The organism is Streptomyces sp. NPDC017056 (assembly GCF_044332485.1).
Taxonomy (GTDB): Bacteria; Actinomycetota; Actinomycetes; order Streptomycetales; family Streptomycetaceae; genus Streptomyces.
In genome coordinates this window covers 95,284-113,723 of sequence record NZ_JBIRPD010000005.1, presented here as the reverse complement: position 1 = coordinate 113,723, position 18,440 = coordinate 95,284, and the positions used below count along the sequence as shown (strand labels likewise).

Annotated in this window: 20 protein-coding genes; 4 read left to right on the top strand and 16 right to left on the bottom strand. The window is 72.7% G+C overall.

The window, feature by feature from the left end:
- Positions 1-275: 275 nt before the first annotated feature.
- On the top strand, positions 276-719 hold the full coding sequence (locus tag ACH4OW_RS11270) for an ATP-binding protein (RefSeq protein ID WP_398026837.1): 444 nt from the start codon (positions 276-278) through the stop codon (positions 717-719).
- Here the strand turns inward: ACH4OW_RS11270 and ACH4OW_RS11265 are convergent.
- The 6 genes from ACH4OW_RS11265 to ACH4OW_RS11240 form a co-directional block, all read right to left on the bottom strand.
- The gene (locus tag ACH4OW_RS11265) at positions 705-1,991 is read right to left on the bottom strand and encodes a PP2C family protein-serine/threonine phosphatase (protein WP_398026835.1); all 1,287 of its coding nucleotides are present in this window, start codon (positions 1,989-1,991) and stop codon (positions 705-707) included. The two genes, ACH4OW_RS11270 and ACH4OW_RS11265, sit on opposite strands and share 15 nt — an antisense overlap.
- A complete protein-coding gene (locus tag ACH4OW_RS11260; protein WP_398026833.1) occupies positions 1,988-3,007 on the bottom strand; it encodes a SpoIIE family protein phosphatase in 1,020 nt (339 codons plus the stop codon). The genes ACH4OW_RS11265 and ACH4OW_RS11260 overlap by 4 nt, the downstream gene beginning before the upstream one ends.
- Positions 3,004-3,492 (bottom strand): ATP-binding protein, encoded by a 489-nt coding sequence (locus ACH4OW_RS11255; protein ID WP_360132344.1) that lies wholly within the window; start codon positions 3,490-3,492, stop codon positions 3,004-3,006. The genes ACH4OW_RS11260 and ACH4OW_RS11255 overlap by 4 nt, the downstream gene beginning before the upstream one ends.
- Positions 3,476-3,886, bottom strand: a complete 411-nt coding sequence (locus tag ACH4OW_RS11250) for an STAS domain-containing protein (RefSeq protein WP_398026831.1) — start codon at positions 3,884-3,886, stop codon at positions 3,476-3,478. The genes ACH4OW_RS11255 and ACH4OW_RS11250 overlap by 17 nt, the downstream gene beginning before the upstream one ends.
- Entirely contained in the window at positions 3,883-4,770 is an 888-nt protein-coding gene (locus tag ACH4OW_RS11245; protein WP_398026829.1) for an STAS domain-containing protein, read from the bottom strand. The genes ACH4OW_RS11250 and ACH4OW_RS11245 overlap by 4 nt, the downstream gene beginning before the upstream one ends.
- Positions 4,771-5,160: 390 nt before the next feature.
- Complete coding sequence (locus ACH4OW_RS11240) at positions 5,161-5,784, bottom strand: RraA family protein (protein ID WP_398026827.1); 624 nt, start codon at positions 5,782-5,784, stop codon at positions 5,161-5,163.
- 97 nt (positions 5,785-5,881) lie between these two features.
- On the opposite strand from ACH4OW_RS11240, the gene ACH4OW_RS11235 reads away from it, so the two are divergent.
- Positions 5,882-6,841, top strand: a complete 960-nt coding sequence (locus ACH4OW_RS11235; protein ID WP_398027214.1) for a D-2-hydroxyacid dehydrogenase family protein — start codon at positions 5,882-5,884, stop codon at positions 6,839-6,841.
- 24 nt (positions 6,842-6,865) lie between these two features.
- On the opposite strand, the gene ACH4OW_RS11230 is transcribed toward ACH4OW_RS11235, so the two are convergent.
- On the bottom strand, positions 6,866-7,768 hold the full coding sequence (locus ACH4OW_RS11230; protein WP_398026825.1) for an alpha/beta fold hydrolase: 903 nt from the start codon (positions 7,766-7,768) through the stop codon (positions 6,866-6,868).
- A gap of 101 nt (positions 7,769-7,869) precedes the next feature.
- Between ACH4OW_RS11230 and ACH4OW_RS11225 the strand changes: the two genes are divergently transcribed.
- The gene (locus ACH4OW_RS11225; RefSeq protein ID WP_398026823.1) at positions 7,870-8,397 is read left to right on the top strand and encodes a helix-turn-helix domain-containing protein; all 528 of its coding nucleotides are present in this window, start codon (positions 7,870-7,872) and stop codon (positions 8,395-8,397) included.
- A gap of 38 nt (positions 8,398-8,435) precedes the next feature.
- Here the strand turns inward: ACH4OW_RS11225 and ACH4OW_RS11220 are convergent, their stop codons facing one another.
- Positions 8,436-8,738, bottom strand: coding sequence for a hypothetical protein (locus ACH4OW_RS11220; protein WP_398026821.1), 303 nt, complete (start codon positions 8,736-8,738; stop codon positions 8,436-8,438).
- Positions 8,739-8,827: 89 nt separating this feature from the next.
- On the opposite strand from ACH4OW_RS11220, the gene ACH4OW_RS11215 reads away from it, so the two are divergent.
- Entirely contained in the window at positions 8,828-9,199 is a 372-nt protein-coding gene (locus ACH4OW_RS11215; protein ID WP_398026819.1) for a hypothetical protein, read from the top strand.
- Here ACH4OW_RS11215 and ACH4OW_RS11210 read toward each other — a convergent pair.
- The 8 genes from ACH4OW_RS11210 to ACH4OW_RS11175 form a co-directional block, all read right to left on the bottom strand.
- Positions 9,106-10,293: a thiopeptide maturation pyridine synthase gene (locus tag ACH4OW_RS11210; protein ID WP_398026817.1), complete on the bottom strand. Its 1,188-nt coding sequence runs from the start codon at positions 10,291-10,293 to the stop codon at positions 9,106-9,108. The two genes, ACH4OW_RS11215 and ACH4OW_RS11210, sit on opposite strands and share 94 nt — an antisense overlap.
- Positions 10,290-11,312 (bottom strand): lantibiotic dehydratase C-terminal domain-containing protein, encoded by a 1,023-nt coding sequence (locus ACH4OW_RS11205; protein WP_398026815.1) that lies wholly within the window; start codon positions 11,310-11,312, stop codon positions 10,290-10,292. Before ACH4OW_RS11205 ends, ACH4OW_RS11210 begins: the two co-directional genes overlap by 4 nt.
- A 157-nt stretch (positions 11,313-11,469) precedes the next feature.
- Positions 11,470-12,546: a glutamate--cysteine ligase gene (locus ACH4OW_RS11200; protein WP_398026813.1), complete on the bottom strand. Its 1,077-nt coding sequence runs from the start codon at positions 12,544-12,546 to the stop codon at positions 11,470-11,472.
- 238 nt (positions 12,547-12,784) lie between these two features.
- The gene (locus ACH4OW_RS11195; protein WP_398026811.1) at positions 12,785-14,344 is read right to left on the bottom strand and encodes an AMP-binding protein; all 1,560 of its coding nucleotides are present in this window, start codon (positions 14,342-14,344) and stop codon (positions 12,785-12,787) included.
- A 177-nt stretch (positions 14,345-14,521) separates the two neighbouring features.
- Positions 14,522-15,226: a DUF305 domain-containing protein gene (locus ACH4OW_RS11190; RefSeq protein WP_398026809.1), complete on the bottom strand. Its 705-nt coding sequence runs from the start codon at positions 15,224-15,226 to the stop codon at positions 14,522-14,524.
- A gap of 209 nt (positions 15,227-15,435) precedes the next feature.
- On the bottom strand, positions 15,436-16,716 hold the full coding sequence (locus tag ACH4OW_RS11185; protein WP_398026807.1) for an MDR family MFS transporter: 1,281 nt from the start codon (positions 16,714-16,716) through the stop codon (positions 15,436-15,438).
- A complete protein-coding gene (locus ACH4OW_RS11180; RefSeq protein ID WP_398026805.1) occupies positions 16,713-17,822 on the bottom strand; it encodes a PLP-dependent cysteine synthase family protein in 1,110 nt (369 codons plus the stop codon). The genes ACH4OW_RS11185 and ACH4OW_RS11180 overlap by 4 nt, the downstream gene beginning before the upstream one ends.
- A gap of 119 nt (positions 17,823-17,941) precedes the next feature.
- Positions 17,942-18,292 (bottom strand): hypothetical protein, encoded by a 351-nt coding sequence (locus tag ACH4OW_RS11175; RefSeq protein WP_398026803.1) that lies wholly within the window; start codon positions 18,290-18,292, stop codon positions 17,942-17,944.
- Positions 18,293-18,440 lie beyond the last annotated feature (148 nt).

Below are 18,440 nucleotides of genomic sequence, written 5' to 3'. Positions count from 1 at the left end.
GATATTTTTGTCGCCGCTCTACCGCTCACCGCGTCAGCTTCCGGCCCGTCCCCGGCGGCTGCCGGCGGTGCGTCTACCCTGCGATCGGATGAGTATTCCGTATGTGTGCGGTGTATTGCGCTCCGTGACGCCGCCGGTACCCCATTACCGGAGTCCGGGGCCCCGGTTGGGAAGAATTCGGTGCCCGGTGTGCGAAGGGGTGATTACGGGATAGCGGGGCGGGAATGCTGCCCGACTGTACGTCTTATCGCCGAACGGGAAACGAGGTGAGCCCGATGAGCAGCACCACGGCAGCGCGGAACGTCACCGCGCCGGCGCCACTGGTGGTGAGCCTGGAGAGCTGCCCCCAGGCGGCGGCCACCGCACGCGATGTGACCGCCAGTCATCTACGGAGCCTGCGGCCCCCGGTCGATCCGGACAGCCGCGACGCGGTGGTACTGATCGTCTCCGAACTCGTCACCAACGCCGTCCGGCACGCCGAGGGCCGCGTCTGCACCCTGCGCCTGGCGGCCGACGCCCGCTCGGTCACGGTGTCCGTGGCCGATTCCAGCCCCCGCGTACCGCACGAGCGGGACCCGGACGTGCGCGGCGAGGGCGGCGGCTTCGGCTGGCCGATGGTCCGCCGCCTCGCGGCGTCCACCTCCGTGCGGCCCACGCCCCGCGGCAAGACCGTCGAAGCCGTCGTGGCGCGGGTGCCAGAGGCGTCAGGACGGGCGTGACGCCAGCCGGATGGCCAGGGCCAGCGTGTCGTCGGAGTGCAGGATGACGGTGTGCATGTCGGCGGCGATCGCCCCGGGCACGTCCGCTATGGGCCGGTGCCGGTGGCGCCGGGCGCTCTCCGCCAGGCGCTGTTCGCCCTCCCTGGGATCCCGGCGGCTCTCGGTGAGGCCGTCGGTGTAGAGGACCAGCAGGTCGCCCTCCGCCAGCTCGGCCCGCAGGAGCCGGTCGCTGCCGGGCAGCGGGTAGCCCACGCCGCGGCCGCGGACCTCCAGATACTCCTCCTGGCCCGACGCGCGGACCACCAGGGCCGGCGGGTGGCTGCCGTTGGCCAGCTGCACCTCGCCGGTGCGCGGATCGATCCTGACCAGCAGGACCGTGGCCATCAGCTCGGGGTCGAAGGGCGAGAGGATCTCGTCCGTGCGCGCCACGATGGACGTCAGCGGATGGCCTTCGAGGGCCAGGGTGCGCACGGCGTGCGTGACGTTCAGAGCGCTGCGGGTACTGCGTACCCCGTGACCCAGCGCGTCGACGACGGTGATGTGCACCGTACCGTCCGGCAGGACGAACCAGTCGTAGAAATCTCCGCCGGTGGGGGCGTCGGTGCCGGCCGGAGCGTAGTGGACCGCCAGTTCCAGCCCGTCCACCGAGAGCGGCGGAGGCCGCAGCGCGTCCTCCAGTTCGCGCAGGATGTGCCCGTGCGCCGTGCGCAGCTGCTCGTCGCGCTCCTCCAGCTGGACGTACAGGGCCAGAACCCCGCTGTTGGTCTCGGCGAGTTCGTGCGTCAGCCGGCGCTGGTCGGCGGCGAGCGCGTCGACGCGGGCCAGCGCCGCGCGCAGCTCCTCCTCCAGCAGCTCCGTCTCGGCCCGAGAGGCCGGCGAGCCGCCGTGCGCTCCCGAGCAGCCGTCCGGGCCGGCTCCGTCCGTTCCGTATTCCGGGCCGGGCAGCGGTACGTGCCAGGTTGTGACCCCGTTGCCCGACCGCTGGGCCGGCAGCGGCACGGCCTCGTCGGGAGCGGGGACGGGGGAGCGGAGGGTGACGGCCAGGGACAGTGTGGAGGAATGGTCCCCCGCATCGGCCTGGGCCGGCCTGGGGGACGGCTCCAGGGCAGCTTCCAGGGTGACGCCCTGGCCGGCACGGAACGCCGCGCCGGCCAGCGCGCCGACCGACAGCACGAGCCGCGCCCGGGTCTCGGCGGGCAGGGAGTGCGACGTGCCGAGCAGGCGCACGGCGCGGCGCAGTGCCTGCGGGGAGTGGAAGACGTGAGGTGTCACGGAAGTCTCTGGTGGAGGTTGGCGGTCAGTACGGTCGCGTCGTCCCGGACGTGGCGGTGGCCGTGGACGAGGGCGGTGGCCAGCAGCGGCGCGGGCAGGCGCAGCAGGAACGGAGCCGGGTGGCGGGACCAGCGGTGGTCGACGCCGTCGGTGTGCAGCACGGCGGTGGCGCCGGGCTCCCACGGGATCTCGCGGACGCGCGGCCGCGGTATCTCCAGCCCGGCGACACCGGGCTGGCCGGTCAGCCGGTGGCCTGCCTCATGGTGGGTGACGGCCAGGAAACGCACATTGCCGATGCCGCAGTACTGCGCGCGCCCGGCGTCCAGCCGCAGCAGCCCGACCGCCGCGCCGCGGCTGCGCCGCAGGGCCCGGTGCACCCGGACGAGCAACTCGGGCAGCGGCTCGTCCGGCACCTTGGCGAACGCGCGGAGCGCGGTCTGCGCGGCCTCCGACGCCAACGGCCCGTGCCCGAGCCCGTCGACGACGATCGCGGTGAGCGCGCCCCCGCCGGTCTCGGCCATGGCGCAGGCGTCCCCGCTGACCTCCTCGCCCTCGATGGGCAGGCAGACGCTGCCGACCGCCCGGCGGGCCGTCTGCGCGTCCGCCGGCGGCGTGAGCCGCGCGCAGGCCAGGGTCCCTTCGGGCTCCTGGGTACGGATGGCGAACGTGGTCGCTATCCGGCTGACCCCGCCCAGCCCGGCACCGAGGGTCTCCGTCGTCGTGTAGCCGTCGGCCAGGCACCGCTGGAGCTCGGCCATCCCCGGCCCCCGGTCCGCGGCGAGGATCTCCACGCCGGCGCCCAGCGGCACCTTCTGGAGGAACAGCGCCCCGTCGGTCGCGTGCTTGGCCAGGTTGCTGCCCAGCTCCGAGGCGACGACCGCGGCCCGGTCGGGCAGCGCGCCCGTCAGCCCGCACTCCCGGGCCAGCGCCCTGGCCGCCTCGGCGGCCAGGTGCACCGCGCTGTAGTGGTCGATACGGATGTACGCCGTCGGCGGGACGGAGGGCAGAGCGGTCAACGGTCGGCCCATCGCGTGGCGGTCACGGTCGTACCGCCGCCCTTGCCGGTACGGATCTCGAACTCGTCCATCAGGCGCTGCGCACCGCCCAGCCCGTGGCCGAGTCCGGCACCCGTGGTGTAGCCGTCGGCGAGCGCCGCGTCCACGTCGGCGATGCCGGGGCCGCTGTCGCTCACCGTCAGCCGCAGGCCCACCGCGCCGGGCCGGGTCGGGTACTCGATCGTGACGGTGCCGCCCCCGCCGTGCACATAGGCGTTACGGGCCAGCTCGCTGGCGGCCGTGACCACCCGGGTCTGGTCCACGATGCTGAAGCCCACCCGCAGGGTGGCGGCGCGCACGGCGTGCCGGATGGCCATCAGGTCCGGCTCGCTGCGCACGGTGAGCACCGTGGCACCGGCCGGGTCGCCGCCGTGGCTCCGGCCCTCGCCGTTGAGCACCGCGGTACCGGCGGTGCCCGTACCGCGGACTTCACCGGCGTCCGTCATGCAATACCTCTCCGGAGGATCGGGAACTGCGGTGCCAGCCCAGCGCGACCATGCCGTGTTCCGCGTTCAGCGCGGTCTCCACGCCGGTCAGGCTCAGCCCCAGCTCGGCCAGGGTCAGCGCGACCGGCGGGCGCATCCCGGCGACGATCACGCGGGCCCCGAGCAGCCTCGCCATGGTGGTCAGTTCCATCAGGGTGCGGGCCACGAAGGAATCGATGATCTCCAGGCGGGAGATGTCGATGAGCACGCCCCGTGCCCGGTCGGTGGTGATGCGGGTGGTCAGCTCCTCGGTGAACGCCACCACCGTGGCGTCGTCGAGCTCGTTGAGCAGCCCCGTGACCAGGACGTCGCCGAGGCGCAGGATGGGGATGCCGACCGGGCCCGCGGCGCTCACCGGTTCTCCTCGGCCGCGGCCGTGGCGGGCCGGGCGGCGCTGTCCTTGGTGATCTCGACGGCGGCCGCCAGCGCGTCGGCGAGGGTGGCGCGGGTCAGGATCGTGGACAGGTCGATGCCCAGCTGGGCGATGGTCTGCGCGATCGACGGGCGGATGCCGCTGATCACACAGTCGGCGCCCATCAGCCGTACCGCGTTCACGGTCTGCATCAGGTGCTGGGCGACGGCGGTGTCCACCGTGGGCACGCCGGTGATGTCGATGATCGCCACCAGCGCCTCGTGCTCCTGGATGGCCTCCAGCAGGTTCTCCATCACCACCTGCGTACGGGTGGTGTCGAGGGTGCCGATCAGGGGGACGGCCAGCACCTGGCGCCACAGCCGTACCACCGGCGTGGACACTTCCAGAAGCTGCCGGCTCTGCCTGCGGATGATCTCCTCGCGGCCTTCGACGTACGTCTCGAAGGACAGGGCGCCGGCGCTGTCCAGCAGCCGGTTGATCAGTACCGCGGCGGTGAACAGTTCCTCGGTGTCCCCGGTCTGCCGCTGTACGGCCTCCAGCAGGGCTTCCTTGAGCGCCAGCACGGCCAGCGAGGTGATCGTCGGCTTCGCGCCCGCGCGGGCCCGGCGCATCGACAGCTCGGTGACCGCGGCGTGCAGCTCCTGGTGCGTGGCCACCAGCCGGTTCACCGGCACGGTGCTCTCCAGTGCCTGCACGAGTGCGTTGAGCAAACTGTCGGCCTCTTCGCGCAGTTCGCTCTCGCTCACGCCGTTGCCCAGCTCTTCCTGGGCCAACTGGAGCTGTACCCAGCGGTCGGCGACGGTGTCGGCCTCCGCGCGGAGCGCGTCGGTCACACGCTCACGTGCCGCAGCCTCGATGGAACTCAACCCGCGGTCCTTTCCTGTTGGTTGACGCGCATCAGCGCGTAGGGCGTGTCGCTGGTGCGGTGCGTACTCAACCACACGCGATCTTCGATTGCCGTCCGGCAAATGCTACCGAGCCCCGACGGAGGCAGGAAGACAGGTCCGTCCCTGCGCCGCCGGCGTGACGACGGCCACGCCCGGTCACCGGTTCCTCACCGGCCCCTCCCAACAAATACTTCCCGCGGACAAGAGTTGAACACCCGAGTACCGGGAATACGCTTTCGCACACCTGTGCAGACGAATCCGAGGCGTGAGAAAGATCTCGATTCGATTTCCCGCGCGAGGCGTTTGAAATGCGCGGCCCGCGAAAGAAGCGGCCCGCGCTCGTCCGCCGACCGCCACCGGCCGCCGCGGTCAGCCCGTGAAGCCCCGCTCGGCGAGAATCTTCTCGACCCGACTGCGGTGGGCCGCTTCCCACATGTCGAGGGTCTCGTCGGCCTCCTTGGCCAGTTTGGCCTCGGCGTCGCGGAGGACCTCCTCGCCGCGGGCCCCGGGCGTGACCACGACGCCCCCTTCGTCGGCCACCACGATGTCGCCTGCGTGTACGGTCACGCCCCCGCACCGGACCGGGCCGTTGAGGGGCTCGACGGCCGCCTTGGCGCCGGGGACGGGTATGACGCCCCGGGCGAAGACGGGGAAGGCGTTCTCGCGGACCTCGGTGAGGTCACGGATCAGGCCGTCGGCCACGAAGCCCGCGATGCCGCGGCGCTGAGCGATGGCACAAACGTTTCCGCCCGCCAGTGCGTAATCCAGGTCACCCGACTCGACGACGATGACCGAGCCGGGCTCCGCCCGGTAGATCGCCGCGTGCAGCATGAGGTTGTCGCCCTTGGGGCACCGCACGGTGAACGCCGGCCCCGCGATGCGCGGGACCGGGGACCACAGGGGGCGGATGCCGGCGTCCATCACCTGCTTGCGGCCCAGAAGCTCGGCGAGGGTGGTCGAAGGGATGCGGCCGAAGCCGGAGTTGTCGTCCATGATCTCCTTCTACCGGGACCGGTCGAACCCTGCCAAGCCCCCCCGGGCGGCGTCCCCCCGGTCGACGCCCCAGACCGTAATCACGGAGATGACCGACATGCGACTGCGCTGCGCCGTGCTCGACGACTACCAGAACGTCGCCACCACCCTCGCCGACTGGAGCCCCGTCCAGGACCGGGTGGCGGTCACCGCCTTCACCCGGCACTTCGCCACCGAGGACGAACTGGCCGAAGCGCTGGCCCCCTACGACATCGCGGTCACCCTGCGCGAGCGGGTGCCGTTCCCGGCCGCGCTGTTCGCCCGGCTGCCCCGGCTCAAGCTGCTCGTCGCCTCCGGCATGCGCAACTCAGTGATCGACTACGCCGCCGCGGCCGCACACGGCGTGACCGTATGCGGTACGGCCAGCTCCCCGACCCCGCCCGTCGAGCTGACCTGGGCCCTCCTCCTCGGCCTCGCCCGCGGCGTGGCGCACGAGAGCAACGCGCTGCGCGCCGGCGGCCCGTGGCGGTCCACGGTCGGCACCGACCTGCACGGCCGCCGCCTCGGCCTGCTCGGCCTGGGCAAGATCGGCGGCCGGGTGGCCCGTATCGGTACGGCGTTCGGGATGGACGTGGTGGCCTGGAGCCGGCACCTCACCAAGGAGCGGACCGACGAAGTCGGCGCCCAACTCGCCGCGAGCAAGGAAGAACTGCTGCGCACCAGCGACTTCGTCTCGGTCCACCTGGCACTCGGCGACCGCACCCGCGGCCTCCTCGGCGCCCCCGAACTCGCCCTGCTCAAGCCGACCGCGTACCTGGTGAACACCTCCAGGGCGGCCATCGTCGACCAGGAGGCGCTGCTCGCCGCGCTGCACGAGGGCCGGATCGCCGGCGCCGGCATCGACGTCTTCGACACCGAGCCGCTGCCCGCCGGCCACCCGATGCGCACCGCACCCCGCCTCCTGGCCACGCCCCACCTCGGCTACGTCTCCGAGGACAACTACCGCACCTACTACGGCCAGGCCGTCGAAAACATCGACTCCTTCCTCAAGAACCAGCCGATACGCCGCCTCGGCTGATTCCCGTACGCGCCTCGGACACCGTCAACGCGCCCGCGCGAGCAGCGCGTCCACGGCATCGAGCACTGCGTCGGCCCTCTCCTCGTGCAGCCACCCGTGCCCCGCGTCGTCGAGGACCCGCTGCTCTCCGCGCGGGGATTCGGCGGCGACCTCGGCGTGCAGGACCCGCTTGGTCTCGTTGATCTCGCGGAGCAGGTCGGCGGACCACAGGGCGGCCTGGGTGGCGTCGTGCCCCATGGCTGTGAGCACGATCAGCGGCACGTCGGGGGTGGCCGGGGCGTGGCGGAACTCGTCGGCGACCTTGCCGTACAGGTTCTGGTTCTCGCGCCCGGCGGCTTGCCACGTGGCGAGGTGCCGGTCGGCCAATGCCTCGCGCAGCGGTCCCGGCCAGGCGGCGAAGTGGTGGAGCAACTGGGCGCGAGCCTGTTCCAGTTGTTCCGGCGTGGGCTCGGCCGACTCCTGGCCCGCCATCTGCTCCAGCATCTCGTCGAGCTTCTCCCGTGTACGCCGGGAAGCGCGGACCACCAGGTCCTCGTGGAAGGGGTCGAGCAGGAGCAGCCCGGCCACCTCGCCGGGGAAGAGTCTGGCGTAGTGACGCGCGTAAGCGCCGCCCAGGGAATGGCCTGCCAGCAGGTACGGGCCGGGGGTGCCGGAGGCGTGGAGCAGTTCCCGCAATTCGCCGGTGACGTCGGCTGCGGTGCGGGGCAGTTCGGCGGGATAGCTCCAGCCGTTGCCGCCGCGGTCGTAGAGGACGCTCGTGGTCCGTTCGGCGACGCGGTCGTGGACGTTCAGGTAGTCCAGGCTCATCAGCCCTGTTCCCGCCAGGAACACCACGGCCGGGCCGCCGGTACCGGAGCGGTGCAGCATCAGGCGGCGACCACCGCCCAGGTCGTGCAGATTCCCTAAGGGCGGTGCTGTGTCGGTCATGGTCCGCTCCCGTGCGGTGTCGGTGGCCAGGTGGCGGACCGGTGCCCGCCCCTACCCGTTCTCAAGTTTGAGAAAGGTATCACCTGTGAGATCGTACGGCCATGGACACGGTCGATCTGCTCCTGCACCCCGTACGACTGCGCATCGTGCACGCCATGTCCGGAGACCGGACGCTGACCACCTCGCAGCTGTGCGCGCTGCTGCCCGACGTGTCGAAGGCCACCGTGTACCGGCAGGTCGGCCTGCTGGCCGACGGCGGGCTGCTGGAGGTCGGGAACGAGCAGCGGGTGCGGGGTGCCGTGGAGCGGCACTACCGGCTGCGGCGTGAGCGGGCGGTGGTGGACGCCAGTGCCGCAGCTTCGGTACCGCCCGAGGAGCACCGGCGGGTGTTCGCCGTGGCGATGGCGGCGCTGCTGGCCGAGTTCAATGCCTACCTCGACCGGCCCGGCGCCGATCCGGCCGCCGACCTGGTGGGCTACCGCCAGCACGCGATGTGGCTCAGCCCGGACGAACTCGCCGCGCTGATCGGCGAGCTGCGCGACGTCCTGGTACGCCGGATCACCAACGAGCCCTCACCCGGGCGGGCCCGCTACCTGGTCAGCCCCATTCTCTTTCCCGCGGAGCAGTGACGGCGGCCGTCACGGCCGCCGCCGGTGCTCCGCCGGAATCAGCGGTCTCGTGGTGCCCGGCCCGGTAGGAAGTGCAGGAGGGCCGAGGTGGTGAGGGAGAGGGTGAGGGTGAAGATCAGGGCGGCGGTCAGGGCGTGGGCGTAGGTGCCGGTGTCATGGTGGGGGGCGTCGCCCAGTGTGCCGTAGAAGATGACGCCGACGGCGGCGACGCCGACCGAGCCGCCCACCTGCTGCCCGGTGGACAGCACGCCGGAGGCCATGCCGATCTCCGCGGGGCGCACGCGTGAGAGCACGGCGTTGAGCAGGGGTGTGACCAGCACGCCGGTGCCCGCGCCGATCACCAGCAGCGGTGTGACGAGAGTCCAGCCTGTTCGCGCTGGCGGGGCAGCCGCTGCCGGAAGCGGCGGCCGGGCGCGCCGGGAGCCGGCCGTTGCAGCGGCTGGTGGACGCGCTCGACCCGCACCCGTCCTACGTGGTCGCGCCCAACTGGGACCTGCTGGCGTGGGACCGTCCCGAGGCGGGTCTCATCGGCGACCCGGCGTTCGAGCGGCTGACCGCCGAACTGTGCGGCCGCAGCGAGGAGTTCCGTACGTGGTGGGACACTCACGACGTCGCCGAGTTCCGGCCCACCCGCAGGGTCTTCGACCATCCGCGCCTGGGCCGGCTCACCTTCGACTACGTGACCGTTGTTATCCGTCGTCATCCGACTCAGGATGTTTGCGCGTCCGTGTCCTCGGAGGCCCACTTCGTGCCGATGCGGGACCATTCGGGGGTGCCGGCCGTGGGGGAGGCGACGACGTAGCGTTCGAAGTTGCCGATCGCCGAGACGCCGTGCACCGCTTCGACGGTGTTGGCCGCCAGGTGGCAGAGCAGGCCGCGGTCGACCGGTTTGAGGCCGAGGCGGTTGAGGTGGATGTAGAGGTAGTTCACCACCAGCCGGAAGGACGCGAACCAGTGGTCGTCGCGGAGGAAGTCCGCGTGGCCGTGGTCGGTCTGGAGGAGGCGGTGGAAGTCGCTGAGCTGCCGGGTGGGCAGGCGCGGGGCGCGGCCGGCACCGCTCAGCGTCAGCTCGCCGGACTCCAGCAGCGGAAGCGCGGCGCGCTGGCAGCGGCGTACGGCCTCGGCCCAGTCACGGACGAACGGCGGTTCGTCGCCGCGGTCACCGGACAGTACGGATTCCACCGCGCGCAGGCGGCCGGCCAGCGCGTCGGCCTGCCGCCGGTGGCGCTCGTCGAAGGCCGCCCGGTACCCGTCCGGGTCGTGGGTACGGGACAGGAACGCGTCGGCATGGGACCGCAGCGACATGAAGCCGCGCTCGATGGCCGCGCCGTCCTCGTCGAAGGGGACGGCCGCGACCGACACGGTGGTCCACATCAGGTCCAGTGCCAGTACGGGCAGCGCGCCGCCGGAGCGCAGGTGCTCGTACATCGCGAATGCCAGGTCGTTGGTGTCGCTGAGGAAGTCGGCCAGCACCTCGCTGCCCCGCAGCGACCCGAGCACCGGCAGCCGGTGGTCGTAGGGCTGTTCGAGCACGGTGTTGTCGGGCACCCAGGGATGCCGCGGGCCCGTCTCCATCTCCAGTTCCGCCAGCCGCTCGTGCACCGGGGCCAGCGCGGCTTCGTCCAGCCGGGCCGTGGACGGGTGGTCGCGGAGGTAGGCGTCGAGCGCCGAGACGACCCGCGGCCGGACGTGGGTGGCCCAGGTCTCGTCCGGCGTACGGAAGTTCAGGCGCAGGTGCGGGCCGCGCAGCCAGTGCCGGCCGAACCAGGCGCCGCTGACCGACGCGCGTACCGCCTCGAACGCCGGGCGGACCGCGTCCAGGACGAGTGCGGGCTCGGCGGCCTCGTCGTGGTGGTGGACGTGGATGCTGTGCCACTGGGCGGACGGCTGGTTCACGGGGCGGTCAGCGCCTCGGGCAGCTCGGCGAGGACCCGGCCGACGAGGAAGCGCACCTGGCTCTCCTGCCAGAGGGTCAGCCCGAGCCGGTTGTTGATCAGGTGTCCGCTGCGCAGCAGGACGAGGCTGGTGGCCGGGTGGGCGGTGGCGGCCAGTTCGAGCGGGGCGGCCAGCGGGGAGGCGGGCCACTCGTTGGCGAAGGCGCCCGCGTCCTCCAGGGCGTGCAGCTCGTGCCGGAGCCGGCGCAGCGACGCCAGCCAGTACGCGCGGTGGTCCGGGCCCTCGGGACGGGTCGCCAGGCGCCAGGTGCGCCGGGCCCGCTCCTGGAGCTGTGCGCGCTGGGCGCGGTACCGCGGCTCGACGTCGGCGGCCTCGGGCCCGCTGCCGAACGGCAGCGGCGGGCCGCCGTGCAGCGCCCACCGTTCGCGTACCTCGTCGCAGAGCGCGAAGACGCCCACGACCAGGTCGAACGCCAGCATCGCGCGCTGTTCCACGGTCGCGCCGGTGTCGACGACGGACAGGGCCAGCTCGCTGGACTCCTGGAAGTGCCGTTCGACGGCGGCGATGGCCGGGCCGTACCCGAAGTCGGAATGCTCGCGCTCGTAGGGCGGGAAGTCGAGCGTGTTGTTGGGCCGCACCTCTTCCTGCCGCTCGTCGTCTGGGCGGCCCTCCAGGCTGGCCAGGCCCTCGGAGACCTCGGCGAAGCGCGACCGGTCCACGACGTCGGGGGACGGTGTGCGCGTCAGGAACGAGCGGACCTGCTCGGCCACCAGCCGTTCGACCTCGGCGCGGTCCGCGGTACGGGCAGGCAGAAGCCGCAGCCTGACGTGCGGCCCGCCTTCCCAGTACCGCAGGAAGAAGTGCCGCTGCACCAGGCCGTCGGCGGTCAGCTTGGCGACCAGCGGCCGGACGCAGCCGGTCAGCAGCGCGTCCTGGTCGGTGTCGTAGAAGACGTGCGCGCTCACCCAGTCCGAGCCCTCTACGGTGCCGGGGTCCAGCCGGTCGCTACCGGTCAACATCTCGCCCTCCGTTGATCTCGACGGTCGCCGGTTCCGGAGCGCCGGTCCCGGCACCGGCCGGATCCGGCCCACCCCGATCCTCGTGCGGCGGCGCGGGCGGGGTCTTCACGGTGCGACCGAAGGGCGCACCGTAGTTTCGGGGCGCGCCGACCGCAGGTCACGGTGCCGTACGCCGTATGCACTCCTCGACGACCGAGCGCAGGTCGCCCGTGCGGCGCAGCTGTTCCCGCTGGACGCGGGCCCCGTTGCCGCGGTCCATCAGGGTGTCCAGGCGCTCCTTGGCGAGCACCAGGTCGCCGGTGTCCTCCAGGGCCTCGGTGACGTGGTCGAGCAGGGCGCGCACCACCGCTTCGGCGGGTGCGGGCGTCCAGGTGAGCGGGTGGACGAGGCGGCCGGACAGCCCCGAACGGCCGGCGCGCCAGGACGCCAGCCGCAGCAGGCCGACCCCGGCGGGGTCCGGCGGCTCGCCGGCGCGCCACGCGCGGGCCGCCGTCTCCACCAGCCCGCGCGTCAGGGCGGCGAGCAGCACCGTGTCGTCGGGCTGGAGGCACACGTCGGCCACCCTGATCTCGACGGTCGGATAGCGGCGCGACAGCCGGGCGTCGAAGTAGATCATGCCCTCGTCGAGCAGGGTCTCCGTCGCGAGCAGCGCCCCCACCTGGCGGTGGTAGTTCGCCGCGCAGCCGAACGGTTCGACAGGGCCGGCCGAGGGCCAGCGGTTCCACACCCGGCTGCGGTAGCTGCTGTAACAGCTGTCCTTGCCTTGCCAGAAGGGTGAGTTGGCGCTCAGCGCCAGCAGTGCCGGCAGCCACGCGCGTATCCGGTCGAGCACCGCCACGCCCTCGTCGTCCGACTCGACCGAGACGTGGATGTGGCAGCCGCAGGTGAGCTGCTCCTGCGCGGTCAGGCCGAACTCCTCCTGCAGCCGCTCGTAGCGCTCGTCCACGCTGAGGGACGGCGTGACGGGCAGCGGCGAGGTCGCCAGGGCCACCAGTTCCGTCCCGGCCACGCGCGCCCGGTGCGCCGCCTCGCCGCGCCAGCGGGCGACCTCGGCGGCCAGGTCCTCCATGAGCGTCGTGGGGCGGGTGGCGATCTCCAGTTGCTCGCGGTGCAGTTCCTTCTCCAAGGCGGAGTCGTCCGGGGCCATGGCCAGCACGGTCCCGGAGACGGCACGCGGCTCCCCCGAATGCGGATCCACCAGGAGGAGCTCTTCTTCCACACCCACGCTCCGCATACGACAGCCTCTCTCGACCGGCGACGGCCAGCAGGACGGCGTTCTCGGGCCTGCTGACATAGGAAACGCTCGCGCGGCACGGCACAAGGGGGCGGACGGCCAGAGAGTGGCCTGACGGGGGCGGGGGAGCGCGGGTGGGGGAGAAGGGGAGCGGGCGGCCGCGGGGCCGGCTGACGGTACGTCAGTGTGGGGTGCCCCGGCCGACGCGGGGCGGGCGGCCGGGGCCGCCCGGCACCGGTCAAGCGCCCAGCGTCGCGCGTATGCGCTTCTTGTCGGGCTTGCCCACCGGGGTCAGCGGGATCTCCGCGACCAGGTGGAGGCCGGTGGGCGCGTACATCTCGCCCTTGTGCCGGGCGACGAACTCCCGCAGCCCGCCGAGGTCGGGCGAGCCGTCCGCCGCGGGGACGACCGCGACGTGCACCTCTTCGACGGCGTCCGGGCGGCGCACGCCGAACGCCGCGCAGTGGGCGACGGCCGGGTGGGTGAGCAGCAGCTCCTCCAGCTCGCTGGTGTACACGTGGCCGCCCACCACGATGATCATGTCCTTGAGCCGGTCGACGATGTAGAGGTAGCCCTGGGTGTCCAGGTAGCCCATGTCCCCGGTGTGCACCCAGCCGTCGCGCAGCACCTCGGCGGTGAGTTCCGGCTGCTTCCAGTAGCCGGACATGGCCTGCCCCGAGCGCACCCGGATCTCGCCGACCGTCCCGGCGGGCACGGGGGCGCCGAGCTCGTCGTGGATGGCGACCTCGACGCCGGGGATCACACGGCCGACCGTGGCCTGCCCCTCGCCCGGCAGGTTCGCGTGCTCGTCCGGGCCGATGACGGTGACGTGCCCCGCCTCGGACTGGCCGTACCCACCGAACAGGACCGCCCCGAAGGTGTCGTACGCCTGCCGCAGCCGCGTCGGCGAGGCGGCGCACCCGCCGTAGGAGATCCGGCGGACGCTGCTCAGGTCGGTGGCGGCGAGCGCGGGGTGGTCCAGCAGGCGGTAGATCAGCGGCGGCAGCAGCCACAGGTGGGTGATCCGCTCGCGTTCGACCGCGGCCAGTACCTCGCCGGGGTCGAAGGACTGCCGGAGCACCACGGAGCCGCCGGCCAGCAGCGTGGCGTCGGCGATGTTGCCCGCCACGTGCGCGAGGGTGGTGCAGGCCAGGAAGCGGGGCGGCTCGCCGGCGCCGACGGAGCCGAACGCCAGCATGTCCCGGTACGGGCCGTGGGGCATCCGCACGCCCTTGGGGACGCCGGTGGTCCCGCCGGTGTGGCGGATGCACCAGTCGTCCTCGGGGCGTGCCGCGCCGCGCACGGGGAGCGGTTCGTGCCGGGCGGCGCGCGCCAGCAGGTCCTGGCCGTGCGGTCCTGGGCCGAGGGAGAGGACGTACGGCGGCCGCGCGTGGGCCAGCAGGCCTTCGGCGGCGTCCGGCAGCCCGGGGTCGACGAGCAGCAGTTCGGTGTCGACGCTGTGCGCGATGTGCGCGAGCGTTTCGGGGGCCATGCCCTGGTAGAGGAAGACGGCCCGGGCGCCGAGCAGGTTGGCGGCGTACCGGGCTGTGAGGACCTCGGGCCGGTTGCCCGAGAGCAGGGACACGGTACTGCCGCGCCCGATTCCCCAGCCCGCGAGTTCTCTCGCGATGCGGTGGACGTCGTCCCGGAATTCTCCCGCGGTGACCTGGCGGCCGTCTGCCGTGGTGATCACCGGGCGGTCGGGGGTGGCCGACAGGACGTCGAGGACGGATTCGACATAGGTGCGGAATTCGCTCGAAGGTGAATTCACCTCTACGGCCGTCGTCTGAGCGGTCATGAAGTATGTCTCCCTACTTATGTAGGCGATTACTACTTCTCGGTAAGCTAACAATTGGTTTCAGTGTGAAGGTGTATTTTCGATGAACACCGTGTGATGTCTGGAAAGCGGCTGGCGCGCCCCCGCCGGCGGGTCTTCGCCGGGCCCGCCCGGCAGGGGACCAGGCGGTCCGGCGGGTCAGAGCCGACCGAGCACCTGCTTGAGCTTCGCCACCTCCGCCGACTGGTTCGAGGCGATCGCGTCGGCGAGCCGCTTCGCGTCCGCGTTGCGGCCCTCCTTCAGTTCCTTTTCGGCCATCTCGACCGCGCCCTCGTGATGCTCGATCATCATCTCGGTGAATTTCTTGTCGAAGGCACCGCCCCGCGCGGACCTCAGGCCGGCCATGTCCTCGTCGGACATCATGCCCGCCATGCCCGGGCTGCCCGAGCCGGCCATACCCGGGTCCATGCCGTGCCGGCTGTGTTCGGGCGAGACGGAAGGCTGCTCGCCCTGGTCGGCCCGGGGGGATTCCGGCTTGTGCCAGGACGAGAGCCAGGACCGCATGGTGGCGATCTCCGCGTTCTGGGCCTTCACGATGGAGGCGGCCAGCTGCTTCACCTCCGTGTCCGAGGCGCGTTCGGCGGCGGGCTCCGACATTTCCACCGCCTGCCGGTGGTGCGGAATCATCCGCTGCGCGAACGTCACGTCCGCGTCGTTGAAGGCGCCGTCCGCCGGTGCCTGCGAACCGCCTCGGGAAGCCGCAGCGGAAGCACCGCTTCCCGTACCCGCTTCCTTTTCCTGCTTTCCGTCGCCGTGGCCGCAGGCGGCAAGCGCCAGCGCTCCGGCGGCGACAACGCCGGCCAGCGCGATACGGCGGCGCAAAAGTCGTACGGCAGCATGCATGATTCGCCCACCTCGGTCTCCGTGCACTACGGGCTTTACGCCCGCGTGCGTGTCGGTCTACGTCCGCATTACCGACGCCGGCCCGCATTTCGGAGCGCATCGCGCGGAATTCGGCCGCGAATTGATGAGGTGTCCGCCCGCCCGGTTGACCGGCCGGGGCAAGGGGCGGGCGGCCGGGTGCCGCCCGCCCCTCCGGGCCGGTGCGCCGGTCAGGCGGTGACCGGCTGTGCCGCGGGCGCGGCCGGCGCCAGGTGGCCGTACCTGCGCAGCGCGTACAGCGACGCCGCGCAGGCCAGACCCAGGGCGCTCAGCACGAGCCACGGCAAGGCCGGCACCCCCGCCGTCCGGGCGGCGTCAAGTGCCGCGCCGGTCAGCAGGTTTCCCAGCGTGATGCCGATGCCGCAGACGGTGTTGTAGAGGCCGTAGTGCGTGGCGACGAGCCGGTCCCCGGACAGCCGCACGATGGTGTCCATCTCGTACGGATAGGCGATCATGGTGCCGAGCGCCAGGAGGAAGGCGGCCAGCGCGGGCGGCACGGTGGCCACCGCCCACCGCCCCGGACCGCCGTCCGCCACCGGCAGCGCGGTCGCGGCCAGCAGCGGTACGAAGGCGGCAGCCATGACCAGCAGCCCCAGCACGAGCGCCCGCGCCGGGTCCTTCCGGCGCGCGCACCAGGCCGTCACCCTGGTCTGGCCCAGGATCGTGCTCAGCCCGGACACCGCGAAGAGCAGCGCGACGGCGACCGTGCCGGACTCCCCTTCGCCGGCCACCCGCCGGACCTCCAGCGGCAGCGCCAGGTAGACCTGGAAGGAGAGCACATACGAGCCGATCATGGCCGCGGAGAAGAGCAGGAACGGCCGGTTGGCGAGCACGCCCCGCCACTGGGCCAGCACGTTCCCGCGCCGCTCCGCCGCACCGCGGCGCGCCGGGAGCGACCGGAGCTGCACGGCGCTCAGCAGCGCGAAGACCGCGGCCGCCACGAGACAGGTGATACGGAAGTCCACGCCGGTCAGCACCATGCCCACCAGCGGGCCGAGCAGAATGCCCGCCTGATAGAAGACGTTGAACAGGGCGAACGCCTCGACCCTGCGCTCGCCCGCGTCCGCGGCCAGGTAGGCCCGTACGGCGGGGTTGAACAGCGCCCCCGCGAAGCCCGTCGCCGCGGAGGCGGCGAGCAGTGCGGGGAGCGAGTCGACCAGGGCCAGGGTCGCGAAGCCCAGGGTGCGCAGGACGCACCCGGCGACGATCATCGGCTTGTACCCGAGGCGGTCGGCCAGCGTGCCGCCGATCAGGAACATGCCCTGCTGGCTGAAGTTCCGTACGCCCATGACGAGTCCGACGACCCAGCCGGCCAGGCCGAGCGTGCCCGACAGGTGCGCGGCCAGGTACGGCATCAGCATGTAGAAGCCGAGGTTGATGGTGAACTGGTTCACCATGAGCAGCTGCACGCTGCGGTCGTACGAGCGCACCCGCGCCAGGGTGCCCTTCACCTGGCCCCCTCCACGGCCGCCGGGCCCTGGGCCGCCGCGGCGAGCGGATCGGTCACCTGGGTGCAACGCGTCCAGCGCAGGGCTTCCTTCTCGTCGGGCCGCTCCAGCACGTCGGGTTCGGGGGCCGGTACGACGCCCAGCAGGCCGTGTTCCTCGCCGTACGCGTCGTCGTACACGGTCTCCAGGTAGCGCTGCGGACCGTCCGGGAAGACCGCAGCGATCCGGGTGTGCGCCGGGAGCGTACGGGCCGCCCAGCCGGCCACGAGGGCGACCGCGCCGACGCTCCAGCCGCCGGTGGCGTAGTGCGAGGCCGCCAGGCGGCGGCAGGCCCACACCGCCTCGGCCGGCGCCACCCAGTGCACCTCGCCGAAGTGCTCGTAGGCGACGTTGCGCGGATGGATGCTGGAGCCCAGGCCCCGCATCAGCCGGGCGCGGGCCGGCTGGCCGAAGATGGTCGAACCGACGGTGTCCACCCCGATCAGCCGCAGTCCGGGGAAGAGCTGGCGCAGCACCCGGGAGACGCCGGCCGAGTGCCCGCCGGTGCCGACGCTGCACACCAGCACGTCGATGTGGCCGAGCTGGGCGGCCAGTTCGAGGGCGAGCGGGGTGTAGGCGGCGACGTTGTCGGGGTTGCCGTACTGGTCGGGGCACCAGGAGCCGGGGCGCTCGGCCAGCAACTGGCGCACCCGGTCGCGGCGGGCCTGCTGCCAGGCGCCGGTCGGGTGCGGCTCGGTGACGATGTCGACCTGGGCGCCGTAGACGGTGAGCAGCCGGGTCATGGACGGTTCCAGGCCCGGGTCGGTGACGAGGGTGACGGGGTGGCCGTACGCCATGCCGGCCAGGGCGAGCCCCAGGCCCAGCGTGCCGCTGGTCGACTCGACGACGGTGCCGCCCGGCCGCAGGTCGCCGCGGGCCCGGGCCCGTTCGACCATGTGGAGGCCGGGGCGGTCCTTGATGCCGCCCGGGTTGAAGCCTTCCAGCTTGGCCCAGAAACCCCGTCCGTCCGGGGCGAAGGGCTCGGAGATGTGCAGGACGGGGGTGTTGCCGACGAGTCGGGAGAGGGAGGCGTGCGCGGGCGCGTGGACGCTGGTGGTCGGAGAGTGCATCGTTTCGCTCTCGGTCGAAGGTGGCGAGGGGACGCTCGTCTCGCACGCCGTCTGTCCGGGAGAAGGCCGCCCGGGGACAGCGCGCGGCAGCCGGGGACCGCCGGCTGCGGAGGCCGCTTCTAGACCCGCCACCGGCAGATCGAGGTGAGCGTGTCCCGGCCGGCCCGGAACAGCGGTGCCCCCGGCGGGCCGCCGCTCCGGGGCGTGGGGGAGCCGGCCGTGTCAAGACCGGTGTCCGCGACGGGCTCGACGGCCGTACGGGGCGGCGGTTCGGGCGCCCGCTGGGGCAGCCGGCCCAGACCGGCCGCGGAACAGATGTCGGCGGCGTGCAGCTCGCCGGCCGGTGCCCTCGCAGTCGTACCGGCCGTTTGCGCGGACACGGCGGAAGGCGGGCTGTGGGACTGCTCCGCCAAGTGGAACAGGGCGCCGCAGTCGAAGGCGGCGAACAGCAGCACGGCCAGCAGGAACACGGCCGGACGGCGTGCGCGGCGCGTCAGGGGAAGGGGAGTGGGCCTGCCAGGGGAGAACGGCACGAAGCCTCCGCGCGTGGGGGACCGGACGCTGACGACTGGACACACCGGTCCCCGGAACGGAGAAAGCACCACGGAGCCGGCGGGC

What these genes read in the sequence shown, in the direction of transcription:
- ACH4OW_RS11270 (WP_398026837.1), top strand. Translation starts at nt 276, where the DNA reads ATGAGCAGCACCACGGCAGCGCGGAACGTCACCGCGCCGGCGCCACTG.
- ACH4OW_RS11255 (WP_360132344.1), bottom strand. Translation starts at nt 3,492, where the DNA reads ATGACGGACGCCGGTGAAGTCCGCGGTACGGGCACCGCCGGTACCGCG.
- ACH4OW_RS11240 (WP_398026827.1), bottom strand. Translation starts at nt 5,784, where the DNA reads ATGGACGACAACTCCGGCTTCGGCCGCATCCCTTCGACCACCCTCGCC.
- ACH4OW_RS11235 (WP_398027214.1), top strand. Translation starts at nt 5,882, where the DNA reads ATGCGACTGCGCTGCGCCGTGCTCGACGACTACCAGAACGTCGCCACC.
- ACH4OW_RS11230 (WP_398026825.1), bottom strand. Translation starts at nt 7,768, where the DNA reads ATGACCGACACAGCACCGCCCTTAGGGAATCTGCACGACCTGGGCGGT.
- ACH4OW_RS11225 (WP_398026823.1), top strand. Translation starts at nt 7,870, where the DNA reads ATGGACACGGTCGATCTGCTCCTGCACCCCGTACGACTGCGCATCGTG.
- ACH4OW_RS11205 (WP_398026815.1), bottom strand. Translation starts at nt 11,312, where the DNA reads ATGTTGACCGGTAGCGACCGGCTGGACCCCGGCACCGTAGAGGGCTCG.
- ACH4OW_RS11200 (WP_398026813.1), bottom strand. Translation starts at nt 12,546, where the DNA reads ATGCGGAGCGTGGGTGTGGAAGAAGAGCTCCTCCTGGTGGATCCGCAT.
- ACH4OW_RS11195 (WP_398026811.1), bottom strand. Translation starts at nt 14,344, where the DNA reads ATGACCGCTCAGACGACGGCCGTAGAGGTGAATTCACCTTCGAGCGAA.
- ACH4OW_RS11190 (WP_398026809.1), bottom strand. Translation starts at nt 15,226, where the DNA reads ATGCATGCTGCCGTACGACTTTTGCGCCGCCGTATCGCGCTGGCCGGC.
- ACH4OW_RS11180 (WP_398026805.1), bottom strand. Translation starts at nt 17,822, where the DNA reads ATGCACTCTCCGACCACCAGCGTCCACGCGCCCGCGCACGCCTCCCTC.